A 25955-nucleotide genomic window follows, 5' to 3' on the forward strand; every position below is an offset into this window, starting at 1 on the left:
GGAATTGGCTGGTACGCAACGTTTTACGGCGAATCGCCGGTGAACATGTTCTCGTCTCGCGGGTGGCGACCGGCATGGGAAAAGGTGCTCTTGTTCGTGTCGGGAGACAGAAAATCAGTCCGATTCGCCGCGTGTCGCAACGCCTCGGCATGTCGAACAAATCTGTACATCTGATGGGGCCCGGCCGTAATGGGGATGCGACTTGTCAGTGGGTAGGGCAATACTGGGCACAGCATCGCCAACCTCGACTTCAGGAGAATCATGCCCGACGCAATCGTCGCCGAGGGTCTGGTCAAACGGTATGGGCAGCTCGTCGCCCTGGACGGACTCGACCTTTCCGTGCCGGAAGGTACCGTCACCGCGCTTCTCGGCCCGAACGGCGCCGGAAAGACCACGACCGTCCGCGTTCTCACCACCCTGCTCATCCCCGACGAGGGCACCGCCACCGTCGCGGGCATCGACGTGCTCACCCAACCGCAGGCCCTGCGCTCACGCATCGGCGCCTCCGGCCAGTATTCCGCGGTCGACGAGTACCTCACCGGCTTCGAGAATCTCGAAATGGTCGGCAGGCTCTACCACCTCGGCACCCAGCGCAGTAAGGAGCGGGCTCGCGAACTGCTCGACCGCTTCCGGCTCAGCGACGCCGCCGACCGGCCGGTGAAGGGCTACTCCGGCGGCATGCGCAGGCGTCTCGACCTGGCCGGCGCGCTGGTGGCCAACCCGCCGGTGTTGTTCCTCGACGAGCCGACCACCGGTCTCGACCCGCGCGCCCGGCTCGACCTGTGGGACGTCATCGAGGAACTGGTCGCGGGCGGCACCACGCTGCTGCTCACCACCCAGTACATGGAAGAGGCCGACCGCCTCGCCGATTCCATCGCGGTGATCGACCACGGCAAGGTGATCGCGCGCGGCACCGCCGACGAACTCAAGGCGCTGGTCGGTGGCGACCGGATCGAACTCACCGTCGGTGCGGTCGACCAACTGGCCGTCGCCCAACAGGTGCTCGGCGGGCTCGCCGATGGCGAGATCCACCTCGAACCCGGCCTGCGCAAGCTCACGGTCCCGGTGGCCGACGGGTCGGCGGACCTGGTCACCGCCATCGGCAGGCTCACCGAGCACAAGGTGACCATCAACGATGTGGCCCTGCGTCGGCCCTCGCTCGACGACGTCTTCCTGACTCTCACCGGGCACGAGGCCGAAGAAATCGTCAACGGTGAGCCCGAGTCGCAGACCGTGGGCGCCGCGGAAGGAAAGAACCGATGAGCGCCATGCTCGACAAAGCCGTTGTGTCACATCCGAGCCTCGGCGAACGCCTCTCGATGGTGGTGAGCGACAGCATCACCATCGCCAAACGCAATGTCATCAAGATCAAGCGCGTGCCCGACGTGCTGATCTTCACCACCATGTCGCCGATCATGTTCGTGCTGCTGTTCGCCTATGTCTTCGGCTCGGCGATCAGCGTTCCGGGGCTGGAAGGCGGGTACCGCGAATTCCTGATCGCGGGCATCTTCGCCCAGACCGTCGTGTTCGGCGCCACCTTCACCGGCGCGGGCCTGGCCGAAGACATGCAGAAGGGCATCATCGACCGATTCCGGTCGCTGCCGATGGCGCCGTCCGCGGTGCTGGTCGGGCGCACGATCAGCGATGTGGTGATCAATATCGTCAGCCTGGTGGTGATGTCGCTGACCGGTTTGGTCGTCGGCTGGCGGATCCGCGGGTCGTTCCTCGACGCGGTACTGGCGTATGCGCTGATGCTGCTGTTCGCCTACGCGCTGTCGTGGATGATGGCGGTGGTCGGCCTGATCGTGCGGGCGCCGGAGGTGTTCAACAACGCCAGCTTCATGGTGATCTTCCCGCTGACGTTCCTGTCCAACGCCTTCGTGCCGCTCGACAACATGCCGACTCCGCTTCGGGTCTTCGCCGAATTGAACCCGGTCTCGGCGCTCACCCAGGCGGTGCGTGACCTGTTCGGCAACGTCAATCCGATGGCGCCGCCGTCGCAGGCCTGGCCGATGGAGCATCCGGTGGCGACATCGCTGATGTGGATCGTGGTGATCCTGATCGTGTTCGTGCCGCTGGCTCAGATCCAGTACAAGAAGTCGGTCAGCCGCTGAGGAACAGCCGGAACTAGTGCGCCGAGCCGTTGCGGGAATACCCGAGACGCGGCGGCTCGGCGGCCGGTTCGGGCAGTTGTGGACGCTTGGCGCGGGCCAGGTAAGCCAGGGCGCCCGCCCCGGCGAGCGCGATCGATGCGAGCAGCGGATTACGAAGCTTCATTCGACCACTGTGGCACAAACAGATTCGGCGTGCCGCGTGGCACCATAACTGCGTGACCTCACCCAACCAGACGGCCGTGGCGACTCTGCACACCAACCACGGCGATATCAGGATCGCGCTCTTCGGCAACCACGCTCCGAAGACGGTGCGCAATTTCGTCGGTCTCGCCGACGGCACCGCGCCGTACTCCACCGTCAATGCCGGCGGTACGGACAGTGGCCCGTTCTACGACGGCGCCGTCTTCCACCGGATCATCCCGGGGTTCATGATCCAGGGCGGCGATCCGACGGGCACCGGCCGTGGTGGGCCGGGCTTCGAGTTCGCCGATGAGTTCCACCCGGATCTGCGCTTCGACCGCGGCTATCTGCTCGCGATGGCCAATGCGGGCGCGGGCACCGAGACCAATGGTTCGCAGTTCTTCATCACGGTCGGCGCGCAGCCGCACCTCAACCGCAAGCACTCGATCTTCGGCGAGGTGGTCGACCCCGATTCGCGCAAGGTGGTCGACGCGATCGCCTCGGTGAAGACCGATCGCAACGATCGTCCGACCGACCCGGTCATCATCTCGGGCGTCAGCATCGACTGATCGCAGTCATAAAGAACTCCCCGTCGCAGATCATCGCGGCGGGGAGTTTCTTTGCTTCACGTGAAACAACGTCAGTCGGAGGTCGGTGTTCTCGGCGCCGGCCGCTAGGTCACCGAGGCGAAACCGTTCACCACGAGGGCGTCGTAGACGTCGTGGGGGTTGGTGCCGAGGTCCCAGCGGCCGAAGATCAGTAGGCGCTCGGTGTCGTCGTGCTGGACGTCGATCTCGAGCATCGCGGTTTTGCGGCCGATGCGGCGGTAGGAGACCATCCGGATCCGATCGATCCGGTCGAGGGGGTATTCCTGTGGGCCGGTGAGGGTGCCGACCACCAGGCGCGGCTCTGAACCGGGAACCATGGTGAGGCGGGGGCGCTGCCGGAGGCCGAGCGCGGACATGGCGAGCACCGCGACGGCGGCGATGCCGACGAGCAGCCTGCTCGGCCCGTCCTGGGCGAGGATCGCGAGCACCACCAGCAGGATTCCGCCGCCGGTGACGGCGAGCAGGCCTGCGACAGGGGTCGACCACGAGACGGGTTGTGCGTCGTTCACGCGGTAGTTCGCCCCTCTATCCTCGAGTTGTGCACAGGGTTATCCACAGGTGTGCATGAATAACACGCGTGTAATCCGTGGCGATCAGCGCCAGCGCATGGTCATGACCAGGCCGACGACCATCAGGCCGAACCCGATCAGGAAGTTCCACGCGTTCAGGTCGTTCATGAAGCCGATGTGCTCTGCGGCCAGGTAATACACGATCAGCCACACCAGACCGGCGAGCATGAAGCCCAGCATGATCGCGACGTACCAGACCGGCGACGGCCCCGCTTTCACCTTCACCGCGGTGCGGTTGGCGGGGCTGGGGGTGTAGTCGGCCTTCTTGCGGACCTTGGACTTGGGCATGACGTCCTCGAATTCGGAGTACAGGTATGTCCAGGCTATCCCACCAGGCTGTGTCATCGGCGGCTGGCGCCGCTGTTCTCGGCGCTTAACTCCGCCTCTTCCCTCCCTCCGGGCACTCCTTCGTCGCACCCTCCACTCAGTCCAGAGGCGGAGGCGCGCCGAGAACGTGGGTCGCCACGTACCCTCGACGCATGCGTGTATTGGTCGTCGACAACTACGACAGCTTCGTGTTCAACCTGGTGCAGTACCTCGGCCAGCTTGGTGCCGACGTCGTGGTCTGGCGCAATGACGATCCCCGCCTCGACGATCTCGACACTCTGCTCACCATCGGTGACGAGGGCGGCACCTTCGACGGCGTGTTGGTGAGCCCCGGTCCCGGTAGCCCCGACCGCGCGGGCGCGAGCATCCCGCTGGTGCACGCGGCCGCGAAGCACACCGTTCCGCTGCTCGGTGTGTGCCTCGGGCATCAGGCGATCGGCGAGGCGTTCGGCGGCACCGTCGACCGGGCGCCCGAACTGCTGCACGGCAAGACCAGCGAGGTGTTCCACCTGGGGTCCGGCGTCCTGGCCGGCCTGCCCGATCCCTTCACCGCGACCCGCTACCACTCGCTGACGGTTCTCCCGGAGACCATCCCCGAGGAACTGGTCGTCGTCGGACACACCGAGAGCGGCATCGTGATGGCGATGCGGCACCGCACGCTGCCCATCCACGGCGTGCAGTTCCACCCCGAGTCCGTGCTCACCCAGGGCGGCCACCGGATGCTGGCCAACTGGCTTGAGGTCTGCGGCGAACGTCCGTCCGAGGCACTCGTTTCCGCGCTCGAGGCGGAGGTCGCCGCGCTGGTGACGAAATGAGAGTTCTGCTCTCTGTCGCGGCGAGTCTCGACGGCTACATCGATGACGCGAGTGCGCGGCGGCTGCTGCTGTCCAACGCCGCCGACTTCGATCGGGTCGACCAGATTCGCGCCGAATCGGACGCCATCCTGATCGGGGCGCAAACCCTGCGCTCCGACAATCCGCGGTTGCTGGTGAACAGTGCCGAGCGCCGGGCCGCGCGGGTGGCGGCGGGCAAGCCGGAGTATCCGGTGAAGGTGACTGTCACCGATTCCGGTGAGCTCGATCCGGAGCTGCGCTTCTGGCACACCGGCGGCGACAAACTCGTCTACACCTCCGACGCGGGCGCCGCGAAGCTGGGCGACCGGCTGGACGGACTCGCCGAGGTGATCAGCCTCGGCGAGCGACTCGTGCTCGGCGCCCTCGTCGACGATCTCCGCGCACGAGATATCCACAGGCTCATGGTCGAAGGCGGCACCGGTATGCACACCGGTTTCCTCGCGGCCGACCTGGTCGACGAGATCCGCTTGGCGATCGCCCCGATCCTGGTCGGCGATCCGGCGGCTCCGCGCTTCGTGGGACCGGCCGAGTTCCCCGGCGGCGCCGCGCGCAGGCTGCACCTGGCGGGTGTGGAACAACTTGGGGATGTCGCTGTGCTGAACTACCTGGTCAGCCCTGATCCCCACCCCCACAACTAACTGGTACTGCGAACAACTTCACCGCACTGACCTGGGAAAATTCCGCTGTCCACAGTTCGCGGACAACTTTGCTCCACACCTGAAAATGACCGATTCCACATCACGCCGGAGTTGTGGATAACTTGCAGACCACAGGGGACACGATGAGCCACGACGATGCCGACCACCGGTTCATGCACAGGGCGATCGAACTCGCCAGGAACTGTCCCCCCAGCGATACCGCCTACTCGGTGGGCGCCGTGATCGTCGCCGACGGTGTGGAAATCGCGACCGGTTTCTCCCGCGAAACCGACGAGAAAGTGCATGCCGAAGAGTCCGCGCTGAACAAGCTCGACCCCGCCGACCCCCGCCTGACCAGCGCAACGATCTACAGCACCCTCGAACCGTGCTCCACCCGCGCCACCGCTACCCGGCTGCCGTGCACCGATCGGATCCTGGCCGCGGGCATCCCCACCGTGGTCATCGCCTGGCGCGAGCCGAGCCTGTTCGTCGCCGCCTGCGAGGGTGTGGACAAACTCCGTACCAACGGCGTACGCGTGGTGGAGCTCACCGACCTGGCCACCGAGGCCATGTCGATGAACGCCCACCTCGATCTGGGCTAGCGCTGGGTCATGGCCTGCCGTAGATGGCGGTCACGAATTCGCCGAGCTGATTGTCGTCGAGGTGCCGCGCCAGGTCGGCCTCGCTGATCATCCCGACCAGGCGCTTGTTCTCGATCACCGGCATCCGCTTCACCCGGTGCGATTCCATCTGGTCGAGCACGTCTTCCACATCGGCGTCCGCGCTGACCCACCGCGGGGTCGCCTCACAGAGTTCCGCCGCCGTGGTCAGATCCGGAGACAAGCCGAGCGCGACGCACTTCACCACGATGTCGCGGTCGGTGATGATGCCGCACATGCGCTCGTCGTCATCGGCGACGACGAGCGAGCCGACACCGAGATCGGCCATCGCTGTCGCCGCGGTCGCGACGGTGTCACCTCGGGTGATCCACTGCGCACCGGGCTTCATGATGTCCCTGGCTGTGGTCATAAGGGGCTACCTCCTCGTTCAGCAGAGCTGGATGGGATGAGCAGCCTTATTCTGCGCCCGCCTGGCCGCGGCGGGCGCTTTCGCCATCCAATCGAGACCTCACCGCGGAATCGGCGAGGCTCCGACGTGCAGCACGATATTGCCGTTGAACGTCACTGCCGAACCGGCCGCCGGACTCTGCCCGACGACCTTGCCCGAGGCATTGCCGTCGAGAGTGATCACCGTGGTCTGGCTGAGCTGGCCGGTCCATCCCTCGCTGCGCAGCCTTTCCTGGGCCTGCACCGGCGTAAGCCCGGTCAGATCGGGGACGGTGATCCGGTCACCGGCGGAGACATGGACCGTGATGGTCGAGCCCTTCTCCGCGTTGCTGCCGCCTGCCGGGTTGGTGGCGAGCACCTGGCCCTTCGGCAGCGCGGACTTCATCTCCTTGATATCGACCGTGAAACCGGCGGAGTCGACCAGATTGGGCTGGGCGACAGAGATGTCCTGGCCGACCACGCTCGGCACGCGAACCTCTTCCGGCCCGTCGCCGATGGTGAGGACGACCGGCCGATCGATGTCGACCCGCACACCCGCGCTCGGGTCCTGCGCGATCACCTTGTCGGTGTCGGCCGTGCTCGACGGCTTGCGCGCCACATTCGGATCCAGTTGCAGCCCGATCGAATTCAGCTCCCGCTCGGCGTCGGCCCGCGTCATCCCGATCAGCCGAGGCAGTTGCACCTGCGTCGGCCCGGTCGAGATCTGCAACGTCACGGTGCTGCCCTCGTCGATGCGCGAACCGCCCAGCGGTTGGGTCGCGATCACATTGCCCGCCGCCACTTTGCCATCCGGCTTCTGCTGCACGGCCACGAAGAAACCGGCCTGCTGCAGCTCGCTCTGCGCCTGCTGGGCGGGCTTGCCCGACAGGTCGGGAACGGCCACCTGATCGGCCTTGCTCCCCGGCCCGACCAGCACCCAGAACAGCCCGAACGCCACGGCCAGCGCGGCCGCGACGCCGAGCGCGATCAGGCCGGTGCGGTTGCGTTCCTCACCGGCGGGTCCGACCACGGGGTGCTCGGAGGTGTCGTCGCGGCGGTCGTGAAAGCTGCGCGGGCCTGGATCGTCGTCGTAGTCGTAATCGCCGCGGTCTTCGTCGTTCATCACCATCGGCGCGCTCGGCTTCTGCCCGCCGAGCACCCGGATCAGGTCGGCCCGCATCTCCGCGGCCGTCTGGTACCGGTTGGCCGGGTTCTTGGCCATCGCCTTGAGGATCACCGAATCGAGCTCGCGTGGCACGCCGGGATTGACCGACGACGGTAGCGGCGGGTCTTCCTTCACGTGCTGGTAGGCGACCGCGACCGGCGAGTCACCGGTGAACGGCGGCTGCCCGGTGAGAATTTCGAACAGCACACAGCCGACGGAATAGACATCCGAACGCGCGTCGACAGTCTCGCCGCGCGCCTGTTCGGGCGAGAGGTACTGCGCGGTGCCGATCACCGCGGCGGTCTGGGTCATCGGGTTGGCGCTGTCGGCGATCGCCCGCGCGATGCCGAAGTCCATCACCTTCACCGCACCGGCGCGGTTGATCATGATGTTGGCCGGCTTCATATCGCGGTGCACGATCCCGGCCTTGTGGCTGAAATCGAGCGCGGCGCACACATCGGCCACGACTTCCATCGCCTTGCGCGGCGCCAGCGGCCCCTTGCCGCGCACGATGTCGCGCAGGGTGTCGCCCTCGACGTACTCCATCACGATGTAGGGCAGCGGGCCGCCGTCGACGGTGGCCTCGCCGGTGTCGTACACGGCCACGATGGCCGGGTGGTTCAGCGCGGCCGCGTTCTGGGCTTCGCGCTTGAACCGCAGGTAGAACGTGGGATCGCGGGCAAGATCGGCCCGCAAAACCTTGATCGCCACGTCGCGCGACAGCCGCACGTCGCGGGCGCGGTGCACCTCCGACATGCCGCCGAACCCGATGATCTCGCCAAGCTCGTACCGCGAGGAGAGATTCTTCGGGGTCGTCATGGTTGTCCTATGGTCGGGCCTACGGCCGTGTCGCTGTCGGGGAACGGCAGGTCGAAGGTGGGCAGCCGGGGGCGGCCGACGGTGGTGGTTCCCCCGGCGGGCGCCGTGGTGGTCGGCTCCGGCTTGGTCGTTTTCGGCGTCGTCGTCGGCTTGGTCTTGGTCGTGGTGGTCGGCGGCACCGTGGTGGTGGTAGTCGGCGGCTCGGTGGTGGTAGTCGGCGGCTCGGTGGTGGTCGTCGGGCGCTGCGTGGTGGTCGTCGGTTCCTCGGAGATCACCGGCGGCGGCGGGACGGGCTGGGTGGTGGTGACCGGCGGGGGCAGCGGCTTGGTGGTCTGCACCGTGGTGGTCGTGGTGGTCGAACCCCGGTTCGGTTCACCGCCGAACAGCACCCACAGCACGATGCCGCCGAGCGCCAGTGCGCCGACGCCGAGCGCGATCAGCCACTTCTGATTGTTCTTGGAGTTGCTCGCCGGAACCGGCGCCGGCGCGGCAGCCTGGGTGGCCGGACCGCTGTAACCGCCGGTCGGCGGGCCGCCGGGCTGATGGCCGAAGCGCATGGTCGCGCCCTCGTAGTCCGCCGCGGCGGCGGCCGCTGCGGCCGCCGCGGGCAGCACCACGGTCGGTCCGGGCGGCAGGACCCGGGTCGCGCCGGTCATCGACGACCCGGTGGCGCCGCCGGGAAGCGGTGGCATGTGCCCGGCGCGCACGGCGGCGACGGCATCGGCGAACTCGCCACCGCTGCTGTAGCGCTGCAGCGGATCCTTGGCCATCGTGATGGCGATCAGCTCGTGCACGTTCGCGGGCAGGTCGTCGGGCATCGGCGGCGGCGCGTCGCGCACGTGCTTCATCGCGACGGTGATCGCACCCTCGCCGGTGAACGGACGGACGCCTGCCAGTGCTTCGTAGCCGACGATGCCGAGCGCGTACACATCCGATGCCGCGGTGGCGTCCTCGCCGACGGCCTGTTCGGGGGCGATGTACTGGGCGGTGCCCATCACCATGCCGGTCTTGGTCACCGGCGAGGCGTCGACCGCCTTGGCGATGCCGAAGTCGGTGATCTTCACCTGACCGGTCGGCGTGACCAGGATGTTGCCCGGCTTCACGTCACGGTGCACCACGCCGGCCGCGTGCGCGACCTCGAGGGCTCGCCCGGTCTGCTCCAGCATGTCGAGACCCTGGATGACCGAGAGCCTGCCCATCCGGTTGAGCACCGCGTTGAGCGGCTCGCCCTGCACGAGCTCCATCACCAGGTACGCGGTCTCGCCGCCCGACGGGTCGGCGGTCTCGCCGTAGTCGTAGATGCCCGCGATCCCGGGGGCGTTGAGTTGCGCGGTGGTGCGCGCTTCGACCCGGAACCGGGCACGGAAGGTCGGGTCGGCGGAGAACTCGGTCTTGAGGACCTTGACCGCCACCCGGCGATCGAGCCGGGTGTCCATCGCCTCCCAGACCTGACCCATCCCGCCCGTGGCGATGAGCCGCTGCAGGCGGTAGCGGTCGGCGATCAAAGCACCGTTGTTCAGCATCGGGGCCCCCGTGTTGTCACTCGCACACTCATTTCGTTCAGCCCCCTGCCAGGCCCGCGTCCAGCACCGACCTGGCGATCGGTGCCGCCACCGAACCACCGGTGGCCGCCAGCGCCCGATCGCCGCCGTTCTCGACGATCACCGCGATGGCGATCTTCGGGTTCTGCGCGGGCGCGAAGGCCATATACCAGGCGTGTGGCGGGGTGTTACGGGGATTACTGCCGTGTTCGGCGGTTCCGGTCTTGGACGCGATCTGGTACGGCGAGCGTCCACCGCCCGCGGTGTTGGCTTCCGAGGCGACCATCAGATCCTTCAATGTCGACGCTACCTGCGGCGTCACGGCCTGTCCGACGCTGACCGGGTCGGACTTGCTGAGTTCGGACAGATCGGGCGCCTGGGTCTGGTCGACCAGATACGGCTGCATCCTGGTACCACCGTTGGCGATGGTCGAGGCGACCACCGCGATGTCGAGCGGGGTCACCGACACATCGCGCTGACCGATGCTCGACTGGCCGAGGGCGGCGTTGTCCGGGATCGGTCCGACGGTCGACTCGGCCACCGGGATCGGCACCCCGCGGTGCGGTCCGATTCCGAAGGCCGCGGCCTCGTCCTTGAGCTTGGCCGCGCCGACCTTCACGCCGAGTTCGACGAACGCGGTATTGCACGACCGCCGGAACGCCTCGTAGAGGCTGGCCGTCGGCTGGTCACCACAGGTGCTGCCGTTGTAGTTCTCCAGCGTGGTGCTGGTGCCGGGCAGGGTGATGTTGGGCGCCGCGGTGAACTGGTCGTTCGGTCCGGCGACACCGTTGGACAGCGCGGCCGCGGTGACGATGGTCTTGAACGTCGAGCCCGGCGGGTAGGTCTGCGAGACAGCGCGATTGAGCATCGGCTGGGTCTCGTCGGTGCTCAACCGCTCCCAGGCCGCCCGCCCCGCCGCGCCGTCGTGGCCCGACAGCTCGTTGGGGTCGTAACTCGGCGTGGAGACCATGGTCAGGATCTTGCCGGTGCTCGGCTCGATCGCCACGACGGCGCCGGTGTAGCCCTTCGACGTCATCTGCTCGTAGGCGACCTGCTGCATCATCGGATTCAGCGTGGTGAGCACGTTCGCACCGCGCGGATCGCGTCCGGAGAACATGTCGATGAGGCGTCGGCCGAACAGACTCGAGTCATTGCCCGACAGCAGCGGATCCTCGGCCAGCTCGAGCCCGGTCTTGCCGTACTGCATCGAGTAGAAGCCGGTGGCAGGTGCGTAAGCGGGTGGGTTTGACGGATATTCGCGCAGGTACTTGTACCGGTCGTCGGTCGCGACGGAGCCGGCGAGCACGGTGCCGCCCGCGGAGATCTGACCGCGCTGGCGCGAGTACTCGTCGAGCAGCACCCGCGAATTGCGCGGATCGCTGCGCAGGTCGTCGGCCTTGACCACCTGCAGGTAGGTCGCGTTCACGAGCAACGCCACCACCATCACCATGACGGCGACGGCGACGCGACGCAGAGGCGTGTTCATTCGCTCACCCTGCCTTCCGGCCTGCGCACCAGTTCCGTGGCCGCGTCGGCGATCGGGGCGGGCGCGCGCTTACGGGTCGGTGCCGGTGCGCGGGCCGCATCGGAGATCTTGATCAACAGCCCGAGCAGCGCGTAGTTCGCCAGCAGCGACGAACCGCCGTAGGAGATGAACGGCGTGGTCAGACCGGTGAGTGGAATCAGTTTGGTGACACCGCCGACGACCACGAAGATCTGGATCGCGATGGTGAAGGACAGACCGGCCGCGAGCAGCTTGCCGAAGCTGTCACGCACCGCCAGCGCGGTGCGCAGCCCGCGGACGATGAAGATCAGGAACAGCATCAGCACCGCGGTGAGCCCGATCAGGCCCAGTTCCTCGCCGATGGTGGTGACGATGAAGTCGGTCTTGGCGAAGGGCACCTGCTGGGGCCGTCCGCTGCCGAGGCCGGTGCCCGCGAGCCCGCCGGTGGCGAAACCGAACATCGACTGCGAGATCTGGTAACCGGTGTTGTGGTAGTCGTCGAACGGGTGCAGCCAGGTGTCGACGCGCACGCGCACGTGCCCGAACAGTTGATAGGCGAACACGAAGCCGAGCGCGAGCAGCCCGCCACCGATGATCAGCCAGCCCACCCGCTCGGTGGCGATGTAGATCATCACCAGCACCGTGCCGAAGATGAGCAGTGAAGTGCCGAGGTCCTTTTCGAGCACGAGCACGCCGATGCAGACGATCCACACGATCAGGACCGGGCCCATATCGCGCGGTCGCGGCCACTCCATGCCGAGGAAGTGCTTGCCCGCCGCGGTGAACAGGTCACGCTTGGCCACCAGCACGCCCGCGAAGAAGATGATGAGCAGGATCTTCGCGAATTCACCCGGCTGCATGCTGAATCCGGGCAGCCGGATCCAGATCTTGGCGCCGTTGACTTCGGAGAACCGGCTCGGCAACAGTGCCGGAATCGCCAGCGCGACAAGGCCGACCAGGCCTAGTGTGTAGGTGTAGCGCGCCAGCGTGCGGTAATCCCGCAAGACGATGAGCAGGCTGATGAACACCACGATGCCGAGGCCGGTCCACATGATCTGCTGGTTGGCGTCGGGGGAGGGGACCGATGTCGCGTCGTATGCGGCTTTCTGCGCTTCCGCGAGGTCGAGCCGGTGGATCAGTACCAGGCCCAATCCGTTGAGCAGCGCCACAATCGGTAGTAGGAGTGGGTCGGCGAACGGCGCGAATCGGCGCACCGCGAGATGCGCGATCCCGAACAGCGCGAGGAACGCCAAGCCGTACTTGGCGATGTCGGTGGTGATCGACTGTTCCTGGCTCGCCTCGACGATGACCAAAGACACCGTCGTGATGCCCGCCGCACCCGCCAGCAGCAGCAACTCCTGGTTGCGTCGCGTCGACGGCGGTGGCGCCGGCGCGAATCCGCCAGGGGGACTGGGGAACGCCCCGGCCGACGGCGGTGGCGGTGCGGACATCAGTCCGTCACCCGGCAGTTCTCCCCTGAGATCTGCGGGGTTGTCGGCGCAACGGTCGTGGTGGTCGGTGCCGGGGTGGTGGTCGGTGTCGCGGGCTGATCAGGGCCGGGAGTCGGTGCACCGGGGGGCAGCTGGGTCTGCTCGGGCGGCAGCACGCCGGGCTGCGGCACCGATTCCTTCTTCGGGCACACCGGCAGGAGTTCGTTCTGCGCCAGCACCTTCATGCTGCCGCGCGCCTTGTCCAGCGAATCCGGCGGCAGGCCTTTGCTCACCTGGTCGCGCCCGGTCTGCTTCAGATCGCTGACCATCAGGGTCTTGCAACCGCTCGGCGCGGACTTGCCGACTTCGAGCAGCGTGAGCTCGCCTTTGTTGTTCACACAACCCGACAGCTCCACATCGTGGATGGAGTAGCCGAGGATCGAACCGGGCAGGCCGCGCATCACGACCACCTTGTCGTTGTCGGCGCCCACGTAGTAGTTGCTGCGAATCATCTTGTAGCCCACCACGAGTCCGACGGCGACCGCGCCGATCAACGCCAGCGACAGCAACAGCCAGCGCAGCTTGTGCGACTTGGTTTCCACTGGCGGCGGCGCGGCGGCGGCGCGGCGCGGTTGCGCGCGCGGCGGACGCATGGCGGCGGCGCGCCCTGCGGCGGTGTTCGGCGGCGGGGCGTCTTCCTCCTCCTCGGTGGAGGCGGCGCCCGCGAGGATCGGGTGGCTCTGGCCGTAGTCGAGGTCGATCACATCGGCGACCACGACGGTCACGTTGTCGGGACCGCCTGAGCGCAAAGCCAATTCGATGAGCCGGTCGGCGCACTCGTCGGTATTGCCCTCGCGCATGGTGTTGCCGATGGTCTCGTCGCTGACCACGTCCGAGAGTCCGTCGGAGCACAGCAGATAACGATCACCGGCGCGGGCCTCGCGCATGATCAGCGTCGGCTCGATCTCGTTGCCGGTGAGGGCACGCATGATCAGCGAACGCTGCGGATGGGTGTGCGCCTGCTCCGGAGTGATCCGGCCCTCGTCGACCAGCGACTGCACGAACGTGTCGTCGCGGGTGATCTGGGTGAGTTCGCCGTCGCGTAACAGGTAGGCGCGCGAGTCGCCGATGTGGACCATGCCGAGCTTGCGGCCCGCGAACAGGATGGCGGTGAGCGTGGTGCCCATGCCGTCGAGTTCGGGTTCGGCCTCGACGTGGTCGGCGATGGCGGCGTTGCCGGAATGCGTGGCGTGGTCGAGCTTTCCGAGGATGTCGTCGCCGGGCTCGTCGTCGTCGAGATGCGCCAACGCGGCGATCATCAACTGGGAAGCCACTTCTCCGGCGGCATGGCCACCCATGCCGTCGGCCAGCGCTAACAGGCGTGCGCCCGCGTAGACCGAATCTTCGTTGTTGCCCCGGACGAGTCCGCGGTCGCTTCGCGCGGTGTAGCGCAGAACAAGAGTCACGATCGCAGCTCGATCACTGTTTTGCCGACTCGCACCGGAGTGCCGAGCGGAACACGGACGGCGGTGGTGACTTTCGCGCGGTCGAGATAAGTGCCATTGGTGGAACCGAGGTCTTCCACGTACCAGTCGTCACCACGCTGAGACAGTCGCGCGTGCCTGGTCGAGGCGTAGTCGTCGGTGAGTACCAGCGTCGAATCGTCGGCGCGTCCGATGAGAACCGGTTGCGTGCCGAGGGTGATCCGAGTGCCGGCGAGTGAACCATGAGTCACCACTAGATACTTGGCGCCCTTCTGGCTTCGGCTGAAGGAGGGCAGACCGATGGACCCGCGTGCACCGCGAGTTGCCCTCGGCTGAATCCGTATGCCGGATGCCGCGTAGATATCGCTGCGCAAGGTCCGCAGAACGGCCCAGACGAACAACCAGAGCAGCAGCAGGAACCCCGCGCGGGTCAATTGCAGGATCAATCCCTGCACGGCGTTCCACCTCCTGTTCGCCCGGGTACGTCGGTACGGCAGGTGCGGGGCGAACCACCCCCACCAGCGTGCTGGCTTGCGGGCCCCGAGGTCGGGACCGTGCGTGTAATGGCAGCATCATAGAGCCGACAGCGTCGACTCGTGACGTGCACCGCGCAGCTTACGGGATCAGACGATCCGGATCAGGATCTCGGAATGTCCGGCCCGGATGACGTCGCCATCGGCGAGCTGCCAATCCTGCACGGGGGACCCGTTGACGAGGGTCCCGTTGGTGGAACCGAGGTCGGAGAGCATGGCCGTCTGGCCGTCCCAGCGCACCTCGATATGGCGACGCGACACACCCGTGTCGGGTAACCGGAAGTGGGCGTCCTGGCCGCGGCCGAGGATGTTGGACCCCTCGCGCAGCGCGTAGGTACGGCCGCTGCCGTCGTCGAGCTGCAGCGTGGCCGAGTAGCTCGACTGGGCGGCGCCGTAGCCCGCGCCCTGCTGCTGGCCGTAACCCTGCTGGCCGTAGCCCGCGGCGGCGGGCTGGGCGTAACCGCCCTGCTCCTCCTGGCCGTAGGCGGGCTCGGCGTAACCGGGCTGCGCGCCGTAGCCCTGCTGGCCGTAGCCCTGCTGCTGCGGTTCGGCGTAGCCCTGCTGGCCGTAGCCGCCCTGCTGGTCGTAGCCGGGGTCGGCGTAGCCCTGCTGGCCGTAGCCACCCTGCTGGCCGTAGCCCTGCTGCTGGGGTTCGGCGTAGCCCTGCTGGCCGTAGCCGCCCTGCTGGTCGTAGCCGGGCTCGGCGTAACCGGGCTGGGCGCCCTGGCCGCCGTAGCCGCCCTGCTGGCTGTAGGCCTGCTGGCCGTAGCCGCCCTGCTGGTCGTAGCCCTGCTCGCCGTACGCGGGCTGGGCGCCGTAGCCACCCTGCTGGCCGTAGCCCTGCTGGGCGGGCGCGGCGGGGTCGTAGCCGTTCTGGTATTCGCCACCCTGCTGGCCGTACGCGGCGTCGCCGTATCCGGGCTGCGCCTCGGGCGCGCCGTAGCCGCCACCGCGGCCGTAATCGTCGGCCGGGTAGGAAGCCCCTGGCGCACCGGCGGGCGGCGGTGCATACCCGCGGTTGCGTGGATCGGACTCCGCGGGCTCTCGGCCGGGCTCGTAGCCTGAGTTATGCGTCATGGGGCCAGCTCCTGGTTGCGGGTGTGCGGGTCGTTGTGGCGGTCCGGGGCGAGGTGGGGCCGTCCCACGACCGGCGTCGGGGTCGACGCGGCCGCTCGCTCTGAACATTCCGGTGTGCAGCGTAGGTGATGCCTCGAACGCCACGTGAACTTCGCCGTAGGTCTGCCAGCCCTGCTCGCGGATGTAATCCTGCAGATGTTTGGCGAACGCTTTGGTTGTCAGGTCGTGATCGGCGTCGAGCTTGCCGTGATCGGTTTCGTTGATCGTGATCACGTAACTGTTCGGCGCGAGGCGGTGCCCGCCCTCCAGATCCTGGATCTGATCTGCGGCTTCTTGCTGCAGCGCGGCCTCCACCTCCTGGGGAACCACACTGCCGCCGAACACCCGCGCGAACACGTCACCGACAGCGCCCTGCAAGCGACGCTCGAATCTCGACACGATGCCCATCACAGCCCTCCCTTCGGTGCGCGTGTCCGCCCTTCTCGACCGCTAGTTACGGCGTGTCCGGACGCGACCACGTTCCTTGCATGATATCCACGATCCTCTACCTGGGTAACTCCCGGCGGCGCCCCCCGGTTCCCGGCCCGGCTTTCACCGCATCGCCGCAGGTCAGGGAATCGATTTTATTTTCGCCCGCGGGGCATGTTAGATTTTTCCAGTCGCTCGGGCGAGTGGCGGAATGGCAGACGCGCTGGCTTCAGGTGCCAGTGTCCGTAAGGACGTGGGGGTTCAAGTCCCCCTTCGCCCACAAGACTAAAGGCTCGATCCTTCTGGATCGGGCCTTCAGTCGTTTCGGGGGTGGTATCAGGCCTTGCGCGCGATCAGCAGGTGGTGCGGGATCGGCGGATTCGCCAGGGTGCGCTGCTCCACAGTCAGTCCGGCGGAGCTCAGCGCCGCCACTACCTCGGCAACCGGACGCAGGGTGAAGCCGTAAGGGGTGAACGGCATTTTCGCCATGGCCTCGGGGTCGCCGATGCCGACCACAGCGACGCCACCTGGCCGCAGGACGCGGGCGAGTTCGGCGCAGGCGGCCGGGAGATCGGCGAGGAAGTAGATGGTGTTGACCGTGATCGCCGCGTGCAGGCTCGCGTCGGGCACGGGGATCGCGGTGAGGGTGCCGTCGGCGAGAGCGAGGCGGCCGTGCGCGACCGCCCCCGCGAAACGGCCGTGCGCGCGGGCGAGCATGTCGGGGGAGGGTTCGATGCCGTGCACCACGCCCTCGGCGCCGACACGGGCCAGCAGCAACTCCAGGCCGATCCCACCGCCGAAACCGATATCGGCGACCCGCGCTGCGGCGGTCGGCGCCGCGGCGTCGACGGCGGCCGCGATGGCACGCTTGTTCCCGCGATTGAGGACCGACGCCACGCCCTTGCCGAGCACACCGTGCGGATTGCCGAGCTGCCCGGCGATTGTCGTGAGCAGACGATCTCTGACCCCGGTCATGGGGCCATCGTAGGCCGCGTTTTCGGGCCGCCGGTCCCGCAGGGTGATCCGAATACTTCTCTCCGGCCCGGAATTCGGGTTCGATACAGATCGTGTCGTCTGTATCTCGCCGCTTCCTCGCCCGCGCCGCCGTCCTCACCCTCGTCTCGGCGAGCGCCTGGTCGGTTCCGGCGTCGGCCGCGCCGCCGGTGACCGGTCCGCTCGCGGCCAACCCTTTCCTCGGTCCGCTCGGAACGGCGACGATGCACGGGGATGCCGGATCGTCGGATGTGACGCCGCTGGCCGGGCCCGCCGCCGGGGCCGGGGTCACGGTGTATCCGCTCGGGGCTGCTTGCCCGACGCTGCTCGAGGGCGCGGACGGACTGGTAGTCGGGTTGTGCACCGCCATCGCGGGTCAGACGCCGACGGTGTTTCTGTTCGATACGGCCGCGCCGGGGCCGGTCGGTGGGGCGCTCGCTTCGCTGCCGTTGACCAAGGGGAGCTTGCTCGGCGGGGTCTACGCCTTTCTCGACAACGAGGATCGACTGGTGGTCGTCGACGGTGCGCGGCGGCTGTTGCGGGTCGCGCATGTTCGGGGTGACGACGGCGCGTGGCGGTTGACGGCGACCGTGCAGTCGGATCTGAGTGGCGTGATTCCCCAGGGCGACAACGTCACCGGGCTGGTCCCCGACTGGTCGGGCAATGTGTGGTTCGCGACGGGACACGGTGTCGTCGGGTTCGTCGGACGCGATGGTGGCGTGGGGACGGTGCGGCTGCCGTCCGGGGAGTCGGTGGCCAACAGCATCTCGTCGGCACCCAATGGTGGTGTGGCCGTGGCGAGTACGCACGCCCTGTACGAACTGCGTGCGAAAAACAGTGAGCCGGAGATCCTTTGGCGGGCCGCCTACGATCGCGGCGCCGCACGCAAACCGGGTCAGCTCAGCTGGGGTACCGGCTCGACGCCGACATACTTCGGTCCCGTGCGCGGCGACGAATATCTCGCCATCGTCGACAATGCCGACGATCAGGTGCGACTCATCGTGGCGCGGTCCGGTTCGGGTGAGCAGGTCTGCTCCATTCCGGTCCCCGTCGGCGGTAGTGAGAATTCGCCGATCGCGATCGGTTCGTCGATCTTCGTCGCGAGCACCTACGGCTATCCGTATCCCACCGTTCCCGAGGGCGCGGGCCCGGCTGTGCCGGCGAACGCGCCGTTTCACGGCGGTCTGAGCCGGGTCGACCTCACCGCCGACGGATGTGTCCCGGTGTGGGACAGCCGAGTTCGCAGCGCGGCGGTCCCGCGGCTGTCGCTCGCCGACGGCGGCATCCACACCCTGCGGCGTGTCGGGCCCGATTCGGCAACCCCCCTCGACGGATTCGACTACGTCGTTGTCGACCCGGAAACCGGTGCCGTGCGCACCTCCACACACCTGCCGGGAACCGTCGCGGAGGATCCGCTGCAGATGGCCGCGCTCATCACCCGAGGCGGCGCGCTCTGGCAGGGAACGGTGACGGGGATCGTCCGAATCGGCTGAGACCGCCGCGTCCGGCAGCGTCCGGCCTTTCGCACCTCGAGCCGACCTCGTGCCTGTTTCGGCTGGTGGCGGCCATCGCCGCGCGGCGGCATCGATGCTGTCCTCTGCATGACTGGATAGTCCCGATACTCGCAGGTGAGGCGAAGGTCACACTGCCCGTGCACCCTTGTATTCCGGGTGTTCTTCCGCCGATTTCTGGTTGTTCGGCGGCCCGTTCGCAACCGGTCATTCGACCAGTTAGAGCCAATGAATTCGGTGTTTCAGTGCGATTGCTGGGCGTGTGTCTAGTTTGCAGGCTAGTTAACAAACTTGAGGTTTCTTTTCTCGTTTCAAGTAGTCGGCAACCGTAATTCCGTTGCCGAAACCCCAGGTGACAGCTATGAGGAGGGGTTGGTATGTGCCGAGGCAACCTTGCTCAATATTCGCGCGCGAACGTTGTCGAAGGTGCGTGACTCGTTATCGAAGGTTTGCTCGGGGTGAATTCTCGGTGCCGCCGGCCATGCGGTGCGGGTGACGCCAGAAGTTTGCTGCGGGTGTGAAAAACGGTGCGTCCACAGCCCTTTGCAGGTTCGCAATTCCTACCCCGGACCTGCGCGTTGGGGGTTGCGTGACCATAACGATTGTGTACAGTTGACGGTAACGCTGGCCGCAGTTCGAGCCCGACTCGCTGCGGCCAGCGGAACTCAAATGGGGGAGTTCGTCACCGTCTCTTAACCTTCCGTAGCTGCCGATTGCCCGGCGCGTCCCGTGGCCGGTGTGCTCGGAGTTGTCGGCTGCACAGATGCACGCACAGATGCGAGCTCACGCCCGGTCGAGCACCTTCGCCGGCGCCATCAGCCACCGATCGGCCGGATCCGCCGCCGAGACCGGTACCACTGCCTCCGCGTCCTGTTCCTCGGCCACCCGCCTGCCGATCCCGAAGACGTAGTACAGGAACAGCGCCTCGGCCACGAACCCCAGCGCGATCCGCACCGGGACCGGCAGTGGGCTCGGCGTCACGAAACCCTCCAGCAGGCCACACACCAGCAGCACGCACACCAGCCCGAGCGCCACCGTGGCGGTCGCACGCCCCTGCCTGGCCATCGCGGCCGCCCTGCTGCGCCGTCCCGGGTCCACCAGCGTCCAGCCGAGTTTCAACCCCACCCCGCCCGCGACGAACAGTGCGGTGAGCTCCAGCGTGCCGTGCGGCAGGATGAAGCCGAAGAACGAATCCAGCCGCCCCACGTCGGCCATCAATCCACCGGTTATCCCCAGATTCAGCGCGTTCATGAACAATGCGTACACAGCCGGCAGGATCAGCACACCGGTGAACAACGCGATCGCCGACACCAGCGAGTTGTGGGTCCAGACCTTGGCGGCGAAGGCCTCGTTGGGGTGCTCGGAGTAGTACGTTTCGAACGAACCCCCAGGTCCGGTGATGTCGGACAGATCACCCGCTGGTATCCCCAGCGCATCGCGCGCCGCGGCCGAACGATCCACAAGCACGCCGATCACGCCCGCGACGGCCAGAAAGATCGCAGTTGTCCCCAACCACCACGGCCAGGCTCTGTACACAGCCGCGGGAAAGTGCCGGGTGAAGAACCGGCCGACCTCGCGCCACGGCTGCGACCTGGCCGCCAGCACCCGGCCACGGGCCCGCGCCAGCAGCGCGCTGAGCCGGTCGACGAGCTCCGGATCGGGGTGGTGCCCCTGCAATCTCGCCAGCTGCTGCGAGCTGGACCGGTACAACCGGACCAGTTCGTCGGCATCGGCACCGGACAACTTGCGCTGGCGAACCAGCTGATCGAGCCGATACCAAGACCGTTGACTCGCCCAGCTGTAGGCATCGGTGTCCATATCGGGAATGCTAGCCACATGGCTGAATTCACCACCGGCGAAGCGGTAGCGCTCGAGCTCCCCATCGCGCGCATCCCCAGCCGTGCGGGCGCTTTTCTGCTCGACCTGATGCTCCAGCTCGCGCTCGCCGCGACGCTGGAATATGTCTTGATGCTGGTGCTGATCGTCACCGACGCCGACTCCGCCTGGTTCTCGGTGACGGCGGTCGTCACGCTGGTGGTTGTGCTGATCGCCTACCCGGTGGTCAGTGAAACCGTCTCGCGCGGGCGGTCACTGGGCAAGCTGGCCTTCGGCTTGCGCGTCGTGCGCGCCGATGCCGGGCCGATCGACTTCCGGCACGCGCTCACCCGTGGCCTCGCGGGTGCGATTGTGGATTTCTGGATGCTCGGTGCGTTCGGCGCGGTCGCCGTGGTCACGTCGCTGTGTTCGCGCGAGGGCAAGCGAGTGGGCGATGTGCTCGCCGGAACCGTAGTTGTGCACACCCGGCAGGCCATGCCGATGCCGTCGCTGGCCGTCGCGCCGCCGTGGTTGGCCGGGTGGTCGGCGCAGCTGGATCCGAGCGGGATCTCCGACGAATTGGCCGCCGCGGCACGGCGCTACCTGACCCGGCTGCCGACGCTCACGCCGCCCACACAGCACTATCTCGGCACCGAACTCGTCGAGGCGATGTGCGCTGCGCTGCGCTGTCCGGCGCCCGTCGGCTACCCGCCGTATCACGTGCTCGGCGCGATTCTCGCTCGGCGACAGCAGCTTTCGCGGGTGTAATCCCCAGCTTGTGGATGAAACAGCCTGTGCACGAATCAGGTTGTGCGCGAACCCACCTGTGCACAAACCATCCTGTGGATGAATCTGTTGGCGAGTCGGTGGATGAACTGTGAGTACCGGTAGAAACTCCGGTTATCCACAACCAGGTGCGGTTGTGCACAATTCGCGATGTCCATAGATTCAGAGCGAGCCGGACTGCTTCAGTTCGAGGTACTCGTCGGCCAGTGCCTCGGGCAGCTGATCGGGGGCAGCCGCCACCACGGCCACACCGCGCCGCCGCAGTGATTCCTGCACGAGCGCGCGTTCGGCCAGCACGGTTTCGGCGGCCGCCGCGGTGTAGACCTGCGAACGATCGCTCGCCGCCGCGGCGATATCGGGGTCGGTGACCGAGACGATCAGCACCCGATGACGTTGCGTGAGTGTGGGTAGCGCGGGCAGCAGGTGCTCGGTGACAGTCGGCCCGTCGAGACTGGTGAACCATACGATCAACGCCCGCCTGCGCACCCGGGAGATCACGGTGCGGACCAGTCCGTCGGTATCGGTGTCCACCAGCTGTGGAGTAACCCCCGCGAGGGTGTGCATAAGTTTGAGCGGCAGCTGATTGCCGCCGACACCACTCACTTCCGCACGCACTCGCCGGTCGTAGGCCATCAGGTCGACCGTGTCGCCCGCGGCCGCGGCCAGCCCACCCAGCAGCAACGCCGCTTCGATCGAACTGTCGAGCCGCGTCCCCTCGCCGACCCGGCCCGCACTCGCCCGCCCGGTGTCGAGGACCATCAGCATGTGCCGGTTGCGTTCGGGCCGCCAGGTCCGCACCAGCACGTCGTTGGCGCGCGCGGTGGCCCGCCAATCGATACTGCGCACGTCATCGCCTGCCACGTACTCGCGGAACGAATCGAATTCGGTGCCCTGCCCGCGCGTGTTGGCGACATTGCGGCCCTCGAGGTGATGCAGCCGTCTCACCTTCGAACGCAGCAGTCGCTCACTGCGAAACGCGGGCAGCGCGCGCACTCTGGCGGGCACGTCGACCCGGCTCTGGCGTCCCGCCAGACCCAGTGGTCCGAGCAGCCGCACCGTCACCGGACCCGCGACCCGATCGCCGCGATAGGTGGGAGTCAGCTTGGTGCGCAAGCGGATTCGCGTGTGTGGCGCCAGATCCAGGTGCTGGTCGCGTAGTTCGGGACGCGCGCTGTCGGGCCAGGCGTCCCACAGCAGTCCGCGCACGGTGGCGGCGCCCGTGTTGGTGACCACCAACTCCACCTCGGTGGCGCGGCCGAGCCGCACCACCGTCAACGGATCGCGGGTCAGCGACAGCGAATCCGCCCGCGCGGTCAGCGCGATATCGACCAGCAGCAGCGCCACCAGCAACGCGGACGCGCCGAGCACCCCTACCCACGTCGGGACCACGAACATCACCACCGCCGCCGCGGCCGTGGCGAGCAGCGCGAACCGGCCTGTGACCACCACGTCGCTAGACCGGAACCGGCACCGAGACCAGCAAGGACGAGAGCACGCCCTCGGTGCTCACCCCGTCCAGCTCGGCCTCCGGCCGCAACTGCAGGCGATGCCGAAGTACCGCCATCGCCACAGTTTTCACGTCGTCCGGCGTTACGTACGGGCGGCCGTTGAGCCAGGCGAAGGCGCGGGCGGCGGCCAGCAGCGCGGTCGCACCGCGAGTGGACGCGCCGTGCGCGACGGCGGGGGAGGAGCGGGTGGCGCGGCACAGGTCGACGATGTAGGCCAGCACCTCCGGGCTCACCGCCACCTCGCCCACCGCGGCGCGCGCGGCCGCGATGTGCTCGGGGCCCGCGACCGGGCGCAGGCCCGCGGCGCCGAGATCGCGGGGGTCGAAGCCGCCCGCGTGCCGCTGCAGGATGCGGAACTCGTCGTCGCGGTCGGGCAGCCGGATGTCGACCTTGAACAGGAACCGGTCGAGCTGGGCCTCGGGCAGCGGATAGGTGCCCTCCTGCTCGATCGGGTTCTGGGTGGCGACCACCACGAACGGTTCGGGCAGTGGACGCGGCTGCCCGTCTACCGAAACCTGGCGCTCCTCCATCGATTCCAGCAGTGAGGACTGGGTTTTCGGTGGGGTGCGGTTGATTTCGTCGGCCAGCAGCAAGTTGGTGAAGACCGGGCCCTTGCGGAAGGTGAATTCGGCCGAATGCGGGTCGTAGATCTGCGATCCGGTGACATCGCCCGGCATCAGGTCCGGGGTGAACTGCACGCGCGCGTGCTCGAGTGCCAGCGAGGTGGCCAGCGCGCGCACCAGCAGCGTCTTGGCCACGCCGGGAACACCTTCCAGCAGCACGTGGCCGCGGCACAACAGTGCCAGCACCAGATACAGCACGGCCTGGTCGTTGCCGACCACCGCTTTGCCGATCTCGGTGCGCAGCGCGGCCAGCGCCGCCGCGGCGTCCTGCGCGCTCGGTGTCTCGCGCAGAACGGTGTCCTTGGAAATGTTTGTCATCCGAGCTCCGTCTCGATCCATTCGAGGTGTGCGGCAACGTAATTGAGGGTGGTCTCGTCCGGTACGTCACCGAACAGGACAGTGCCGATCTGCTGGGTGGGTACGCCGAGCCGGCTCGCCACGGTGTCGACGAGTTGATCGTCGGTCCGCTCGCCGCCCAGCCGCCGCTTGATCCGGCGCAGCGTCGCGGCGCGCAAGATCCGCGCCACGTGGGCCACGTCGCCGGAGCGGCGATACAACCCCGCCTGGCCCGCGAGCAGTTCGTTCGCGGGTACTTCGACCGGGCGTGGCTCGCCGACCAGCGCGCCACGCCTGCGCGCCCGCCACCAGATCAGCGCGACGAAGGCGAGCAGGAATTGCAGGCCGCCGAACGCCAGCCAGCCCGGTAGGCGGGTGAAGATCGAATCCTTACCGCTACCGAAATCGAGGTCGCTGTCGTCGCGTGGTTTCTCGGGCGGGTCCGGCGGGTTGGGGAGGTCGGGGGTATCGGGCGCGGTGGGGGCGCCGCACGACTGCATGGTGGCGTAGAGCAGCAGGGCGATGGCGAGTCCGGCGGCGAGCGCTGCCCAGAACCGCGGGCTCCGCAAGAATCCCGGCAGTGGGGGAAGTGACCTGCGCTGCTTGGGTTCCCGCTCGACGACCTCGATCTCGACCGGGTCGAGCACGGGTGGTGGGGCGGATTCGGAATACCGGTCGGCGTATTCGAGTCGGCGGTACTCGTCCTCGGTGGCAGTGCGTCCGCCATAGACGACTTCGTCGAAACTCCGTGCCGCCGGGTGCAATTCGGTGGATTGTTCCAGCGGCAGTGCGGTGGTCGCGTCGTCGGCGGTCTCCTGCGCCGTGCGCGAGCGGCGCACCGGCAAGCTACCGTCCTGCTCGAGTCCGCGCAGCACCGCGCGGAAGCGTTCGCGCAGCGCACGGTCGTAATCGCGGCGGCCGGCGGCATTCTCGGCGGCGGCGCGGTGTTCGGCGGCGGCTCCGAGCCGGGGCCGCGGTGGGACGCCGTCAGGGAATTCGGTCACCGGCGATCACCGGGGATTCGGATGTCCATGCCCTCGCGGACACACCGCCGACTGATGTAATTGAGGGCGCGGCTGGTCGCCTCGACGATCTCACTCACCGTCACCACCAGCAGGAACCCGCCGACGAGCATCGTGATGACGGCCCAGCGATGGGTGCCGGAGAAGTCGGAGAGAAAGAACGGAATGCCGAACGCGGGCACCGCGAGTACCGCGAAGATGCATCGCTGAGTGAGCCACAGCCCCGCGGTCGACCAGACCGCACCCTCCATCAGCATCTTCGAACGAGCGACGCCCGCGCCGAAACCCGCGTGCTCGGCAACGATCACCGGCTCGGTCACGAACCGCCGCGCCCGCACCTGCGAGAGCCAGATCAGCGCAAGCGGATAGGTGATCACCAGGATGCTCCCGAGCAACAGCACTCCGATCCCGGTGAGCGTGAACATGATCTGCGCGACCACCAGCGGCGCTGCCCGCCTTGCCACGGCCCGCAACCCGTCGAGCACGCCGTACCGAACCCCGTGGAAGTCGGCGAGCGCGATGGCCACGGTGGCGCCGCGCAGCACGAGGCGCACCACCCAGACGCACGTCGCGGTAGCCAGGATCGCGGCCAATGCCGTGCCCGCGTCGGATCCGTCGGTGAGATGGGAAACCAGGCCGGTCACCCCGAGCGAAATGAGCACACCGATCACCAGCGCACTACCGCCGAGCACCGCGAAGGCCCGAATATGGGCCTGGATCAGGGCGAACGGCTCATCGAGCAATTCGCGAAAACGCAAGGGACGGATCGGCACCGTAGGCGGCATCGCAGTCACCGGCGCAGGTACCAGCGCCGGATCGATTCCCGCCCCAACGGCGCCGACCGCATCAACGGCAGGACGCACGGCCCGAGTGTAGTCAATCCCGACCGCCCCGCCTGGTATGTCTTACCCGGAGGTGCCCGCCCCGATCTGGACTGAGTGGAGGGTGCGACGAAGGAGTACCCGGAGGGAGGGAAGATCGGGGGCCCGAAGGGCCCCGACTCG

At 67.6% G+C, this 25955-nt stretch carries 25 protein-coding genes and 1 tRNA gene; 9 read left to right on the top strand and 17 right to left on the bottom strand.

Features of this window, described 5'->3' with window-relative positions:
- Positions 1–261 precede the first annotated feature (261 nt).
- Both ACQHI0_RS28485 and ACQHI0_RS28490 read left to right on the top strand, forming a co-directional pair.
- Positions 262–1263 (top strand): ATP-binding cassette domain-containing protein, encoded by a 1002-nt coding sequence (locus tag ACQHI0_RS28485; RefSeq protein WP_427904842.1) that lies wholly within the window; start codon positions 262–264, stop codon positions 1261–1263.
- Between the two features lie 5 nt (positions 1264–1268).
- Entirely contained in the window at positions 1269–2114 is an 846-nt protein-coding gene (locus tag ACQHI0_RS28490; RefSeq protein WP_427909332.1) for an ABC transporter permease, read from the top strand.
- A 13-nt stretch (positions 2115–2127) separates the two neighbouring features.
- Here the strand turns inward: ACQHI0_RS28490 and ACQHI0_RS28495 are convergent, their stop codons facing one another.
- On the bottom strand, positions 2128–2277 hold the full coding sequence (locus ACQHI0_RS28495; protein ID WP_170112099.1) for a hypothetical protein: 150 nt from the start codon (positions 2275–2277) through the stop codon (positions 2128–2130).
- Positions 2278–2329: 52 nt separating this feature from the next.
- Between ACQHI0_RS28495 and ACQHI0_RS28500 the strand changes: the two genes are divergently transcribed.
- A complete protein-coding gene (locus ACQHI0_RS28500; protein WP_427904843.1) occupies positions 2330–2863 on the top strand; it encodes a peptidylprolyl isomerase in 534 nt (177 codons plus the stop codon).
- Positions 2864–2967: 104 nt separating this feature from the next.
- Here the strand turns inward: ACQHI0_RS28500 and ACQHI0_RS28505 are convergent, their stop codons facing one another.
- Together ACQHI0_RS28505 and crgA are read right to left on the bottom strand one after the other, a co-directional pair.
- Positions 2968–3411, bottom strand: a complete 444-nt coding sequence (locus ACQHI0_RS28505) for a PH domain-containing protein (protein ID WP_427904844.1) — start codon at positions 3409–3411, stop codon at positions 2968–2970.
- An 84-nt stretch (positions 3412–3495) separates the two neighbouring features.
- On the bottom strand, positions 3496–3759 hold the full coding sequence (crgA, locus tag ACQHI0_RS28510; protein ID WP_427909333.1) for a cell division protein CrgA: 264 nt from the start codon (positions 3757–3759) through the stop codon (positions 3496–3498).
- Between the two features lie 191 nt (positions 3760–3950).
- Here crgA and ACQHI0_RS28515 point away from each other — a divergent pair, with 191 nt between their 5' ends.
- The 3 genes from ACQHI0_RS28515 to ACQHI0_RS28525 all read left to right on the top strand — a co-directional run bounded on the left by ACQHI0_RS28515 (position 3951) and on the right by ACQHI0_RS28525 (position 5892).
- Positions 3951–4613, top strand: a complete 663-nt coding sequence (locus ACQHI0_RS28515) for an aminodeoxychorismate/anthranilate synthase component II (RefSeq protein ID WP_427904845.1) — start codon at positions 3951–3953, stop codon at positions 4611–4613.
- Positions 4610–5290 (top strand): RibD family protein, encoded by a 681-nt coding sequence (locus ACQHI0_RS28520; protein ID WP_427904846.1) that lies wholly within the window; start codon positions 4610–4612, stop codon positions 5288–5290. Before ACQHI0_RS28515 ends, ACQHI0_RS28520 begins: the two co-directional genes overlap by 4 nt.
- 143 nt (positions 5291–5433) lie before the next feature.
- Positions 5434–5892 carry a deaminase gene (locus ACQHI0_RS28525; RefSeq protein ID WP_427904847.1) on the top strand — a complete coding sequence of 153 codons (459 nt, stop codon included), beginning with the start codon at positions 5434–5436 and terminating at the stop codon, positions 5890–5892.
- Positions 5893–5899: 7 nt separating this feature from the next.
- Here ACQHI0_RS28525 and ACQHI0_RS28530 read toward each other — a convergent pair whose 3' ends face one another.
- The 8 genes from ACQHI0_RS28530 to ACQHI0_RS28565 all read right to left on the bottom strand — a co-directional run bounded on the left by ACQHI0_RS28530 (position 5900) and on the right by ACQHI0_RS28565 (position 16336).
- The gene (locus tag ACQHI0_RS28530; protein ID WP_427904848.1) at positions 5900–6319 is read right to left on the bottom strand and encodes a CBS domain-containing protein; all 420 of its coding nucleotides are present in this window, start codon (positions 6317–6319) and stop codon (positions 5900–5902) included.
- A gap of 99 nt (positions 6320–6418) precedes the next feature.
- Positions 6419–8320: a Stk1 family PASTA domain-containing Ser/Thr kinase gene (pknB, locus tag ACQHI0_RS28535; protein WP_427904849.1), complete on the bottom strand. Its 1902-nt coding sequence runs from the start codon at positions 8318–8320 to the stop codon at positions 6419–6421.
- Positions 8317–9843, bottom strand: coding sequence for a protein kinase domain-containing protein (locus ACQHI0_RS28540; protein WP_427904850.1), 1527 nt, complete (start codon positions 9841–9843; stop codon positions 8317–8319). The genes pknB and ACQHI0_RS28540 overlap by 4 nt, the downstream gene beginning before the upstream one ends.
- A 37-nt stretch (positions 9844–9880) precedes the next feature.
- Entirely contained in the window at positions 9881–11347 is a 1467-nt protein-coding gene (locus tag ACQHI0_RS28545; protein WP_427904851.1) for a peptidoglycan D,D-transpeptidase FtsI family protein, read from the bottom strand.
- A complete protein-coding gene (locus ACQHI0_RS28550; protein ID WP_427904852.1) occupies positions 11344–12816 on the bottom strand; it encodes an FtsW/RodA/SpoVE family cell cycle protein in 1473 nt (490 codons plus the stop codon). The genes ACQHI0_RS28545 and ACQHI0_RS28550 overlap by 4 nt, the downstream gene beginning before the upstream one ends.
- Positions 12816–14261: a PP2C family protein-serine/threonine phosphatase gene (locus ACQHI0_RS28555; protein WP_427904853.1), complete on the bottom strand. Its 1446-nt coding sequence runs from the start codon at positions 14259–14261 to the stop codon at positions 12816–12818. Before ACQHI0_RS28555 ends, ACQHI0_RS28550 begins: the two co-directional genes overlap by 1 nt.
- Complete coding sequence (locus ACQHI0_RS28560) at positions 14258–14734, bottom strand: FHA domain-containing protein FhaB/FipA (protein ID WP_427904854.1); 477 nt, start codon at positions 14732–14734, stop codon at positions 14258–14260. Before ACQHI0_RS28560 ends, ACQHI0_RS28555 begins: the two co-directional genes overlap by 4 nt.
- Positions 14735–14902: 168 nt before the next feature.
- Entirely contained in the window at positions 14903–16336 is a 1434-nt protein-coding gene (locus ACQHI0_RS28565) for a DUF3662 and FHA domain-containing protein (RefSeq protein WP_427904855.1), read from the bottom strand.
- A gap of 218 nt (positions 16337–16554) precedes the next feature.
- Here ACQHI0_RS28565 and ACQHI0_RS28570 point away from each other — a divergent pair.
- Positions 16555–16637, top strand: a tRNA-Leu gene (locus tag ACQHI0_RS28570).
- A 56-nt stretch (positions 16638–16693) separates the two neighbouring features.
- On the opposite strand, the gene ACQHI0_RS28575 is transcribed toward ACQHI0_RS28570, so the two are convergent.
- Entirely contained in the window at positions 16694–17332 is a 639-nt protein-coding gene (locus tag ACQHI0_RS28575) for a class I SAM-dependent methyltransferase (protein ID WP_427904856.1), read from the bottom strand.
- 89 nt (positions 17333–17421) lie between these two features.
- Between ACQHI0_RS28575 and ACQHI0_RS28580 the strand changes: the two genes are divergently transcribed.
- A complete protein-coding gene (locus ACQHI0_RS28580; RefSeq protein ID WP_427909334.1) occupies positions 17422–18843 on the top strand; it encodes a hypothetical protein in 1422 nt (473 codons plus the stop codon).
- Between the two features lie 801 nt (positions 18844–19644).
- Here ACQHI0_RS28580 and ACQHI0_RS28585 read toward each other — a convergent pair.
- A complete protein-coding gene (locus ACQHI0_RS28585) occupies positions 19645–20679 on the bottom strand; it encodes a stage II sporulation protein M (protein WP_427904857.1) in 1035 nt (344 codons plus the stop codon).
- Between the two features lie 18 nt (positions 20680–20697).
- Between ACQHI0_RS28585 and ACQHI0_RS28590 the strand changes: the two genes are divergently transcribed.
- Positions 20698–21444, top strand: coding sequence for an RDD family protein (locus tag ACQHI0_RS28590; RefSeq protein WP_427904858.1), 747 nt, complete (start codon positions 20698–20700; stop codon positions 21442–21444).
- A 180-nt stretch (positions 21445–21624) separates the two neighbouring features.
- On the opposite strand, the gene ACQHI0_RS28595 is transcribed toward ACQHI0_RS28590, so the two are convergent.
- Genes ACQHI0_RS28595 through ACQHI0_RS28610 form a run of 4 tightly spaced genes read right to left on the bottom strand, consistent with a single transcriptional unit; the run spans position 21625 to position 25814 of the window.
- A complete protein-coding gene (locus tag ACQHI0_RS28595) occupies positions 21625–22911 on the bottom strand; it encodes a DUF58 domain-containing protein (RefSeq protein WP_427904859.1) in 1287 nt (428 codons plus the stop codon).
- A 4-nt stretch (positions 22912–22915) separates the two neighbouring features.
- The gene (locus tag ACQHI0_RS28600) at positions 22916–23911 is read right to left on the bottom strand and encodes an AAA family ATPase (RefSeq protein ID WP_427904860.1); all 996 of its coding nucleotides are present in this window, start codon (positions 23909–23911) and stop codon (positions 22916–22918) included.
- Positions 23908–24933 carry a DUF4129 domain-containing protein gene (locus tag ACQHI0_RS28605; protein WP_427904861.1) on the bottom strand — a complete coding sequence of 342 codons (1026 nt, stop codon included), beginning with the start codon at positions 24931–24933 and terminating at the stop codon, positions 23908–23910. Before ACQHI0_RS28605 ends, ACQHI0_RS28600 begins: the two co-directional genes overlap by 4 nt.
- Positions 24930–25814 (bottom strand): hypothetical protein, encoded by an 885-nt coding sequence (locus ACQHI0_RS28610; RefSeq protein WP_427904862.1) that lies wholly within the window; start codon positions 25812–25814, stop codon positions 24930–24932. The genes ACQHI0_RS28605 and ACQHI0_RS28610 overlap by 4 nt, the downstream gene beginning before the upstream one ends.
- Between the last annotated feature and the right edge of the window lie 141 nt (positions 25815–25955).

Source organism: Nocardia sp. FBN12 (assembly GCF_050320175.1).
In the GTDB taxonomy this organism is placed as follows: domain Bacteria; phylum Actinomycetota; class Actinomycetes; order Mycobacteriales; family Mycobacteriaceae; genus Nocardia.

What these genes read in the sequence shown, in the direction of transcription:
- ACQHI0_RS28485 (WP_427904842.1), top strand. Translation starts at nt 262, where the DNA reads ATGCCCGACGCAATCGTCGCCGAGGGTCTGGTCAAACGGTATGGGCAG.
- ACQHI0_RS28490 (WP_427909332.1), top strand. Translation starts at nt 1,269, where the DNA reads ATGCTCGACAAAGCCGTTGTGTCACATCCGAGCCTCGGCGAACGCCTC.
- ACQHI0_RS28495 (WP_170112099.1), bottom strand. Translation starts at nt 2,277, where the DNA reads ATGAAGCTTCGTAATCCGCTGCTCGCATCGATCGCGCTCGCCGGGGCG.
- crgA (WP_427909333.1), bottom strand. Translation starts at nt 3,759, where the DNA reads ATGCCCAAGTCCAAGGTCCGCAAGAAGGCCGACTACACCCCCAGCCCC.
- ACQHI0_RS28515 (WP_427904845.1), top strand. Translation starts at nt 3,951, where the DNA reads ATGCGTGTATTGGTCGTCGACAACTACGACAGCTTCGTGTTCAACCTG.
- ACQHI0_RS28520 (WP_427904846.1), top strand. Translation starts at nt 4,610, where the DNA reads ATGAGAGTTCTGCTCTCTGTCGCGGCGAGTCTCGACGGCTACATCGAT.
- ACQHI0_RS28525 (WP_427904847.1), top strand. Translation starts at nt 5,434, where the DNA reads ATGAGCCACGACGATGCCGACCACCGGTTCATGCACAGGGCGATCGAA.
- ACQHI0_RS28530 (WP_427904848.1), bottom strand. Translation starts at nt 6,319, where the DNA reads ATGACCACAGCCAGGGACATCATGAAGCCCGGTGCGCAGTGGATCACC.
- pknB (WP_427904849.1), bottom strand. Translation starts at nt 8,320, where the DNA reads ATGACGACCCCGAAGAATCTCTCCTCGCGGTACGAGCTTGGCGAGATC.
- ACQHI0_RS28540 (WP_427904850.1), bottom strand. Translation starts at nt 9,843, where the DNA reads ATGCTGAACAACGGTGCTTTGATCGCCGACCGCTACCGCCTGCAGCGG.
- ACQHI0_RS28545 (WP_427904851.1), bottom strand. Translation starts at nt 11,347, where the DNA reads ATGAACACGCCTCTGCGTCGCGTCGCCGTCGCCGTCATGGTGATGGTG.
- ACQHI0_RS28550 (WP_427904852.1), bottom strand. Translation starts at nt 12,816, where the DNA reads ATGTCCGCACCGCCACCGCCGTCGGCCGGGGCGTTCCCCAGTCCCCCT.
- ACQHI0_RS28565 (WP_427904855.1), bottom strand. Translation starts at nt 16,336, where the DNA reads ATGGGCATCGTGTCGAGATTCGAGCGTCGCTTGCAGGGCGCTGTCGGT.
- ACQHI0_RS28575 (WP_427904856.1), bottom strand. Translation starts at nt 17,332, where the DNA reads ATGACCGGGGTCAGAGATCGTCTGCTCACGACAATCGCCGGGCAGCTC.
- ACQHI0_RS28585 (WP_427904857.1), bottom strand. Translation starts at nt 20,679, where the DNA reads ATGGACACCGATGCCTACAGCTGGGCGAGTCAACGGTCTTGGTATCGG.
- ACQHI0_RS28590 (WP_427904858.1), top strand. Translation starts at nt 20,698, where the DNA reads ATGGCTGAATTCACCACCGGCGAAGCGGTAGCGCTCGAGCTCCCCATC.
- ACQHI0_RS28600 (WP_427904860.1), bottom strand. Translation starts at nt 23,911, where the DNA reads ATGACAAACATTTCCAAGGACACCGTTCTGCGCGAGACACCGAGCGCG.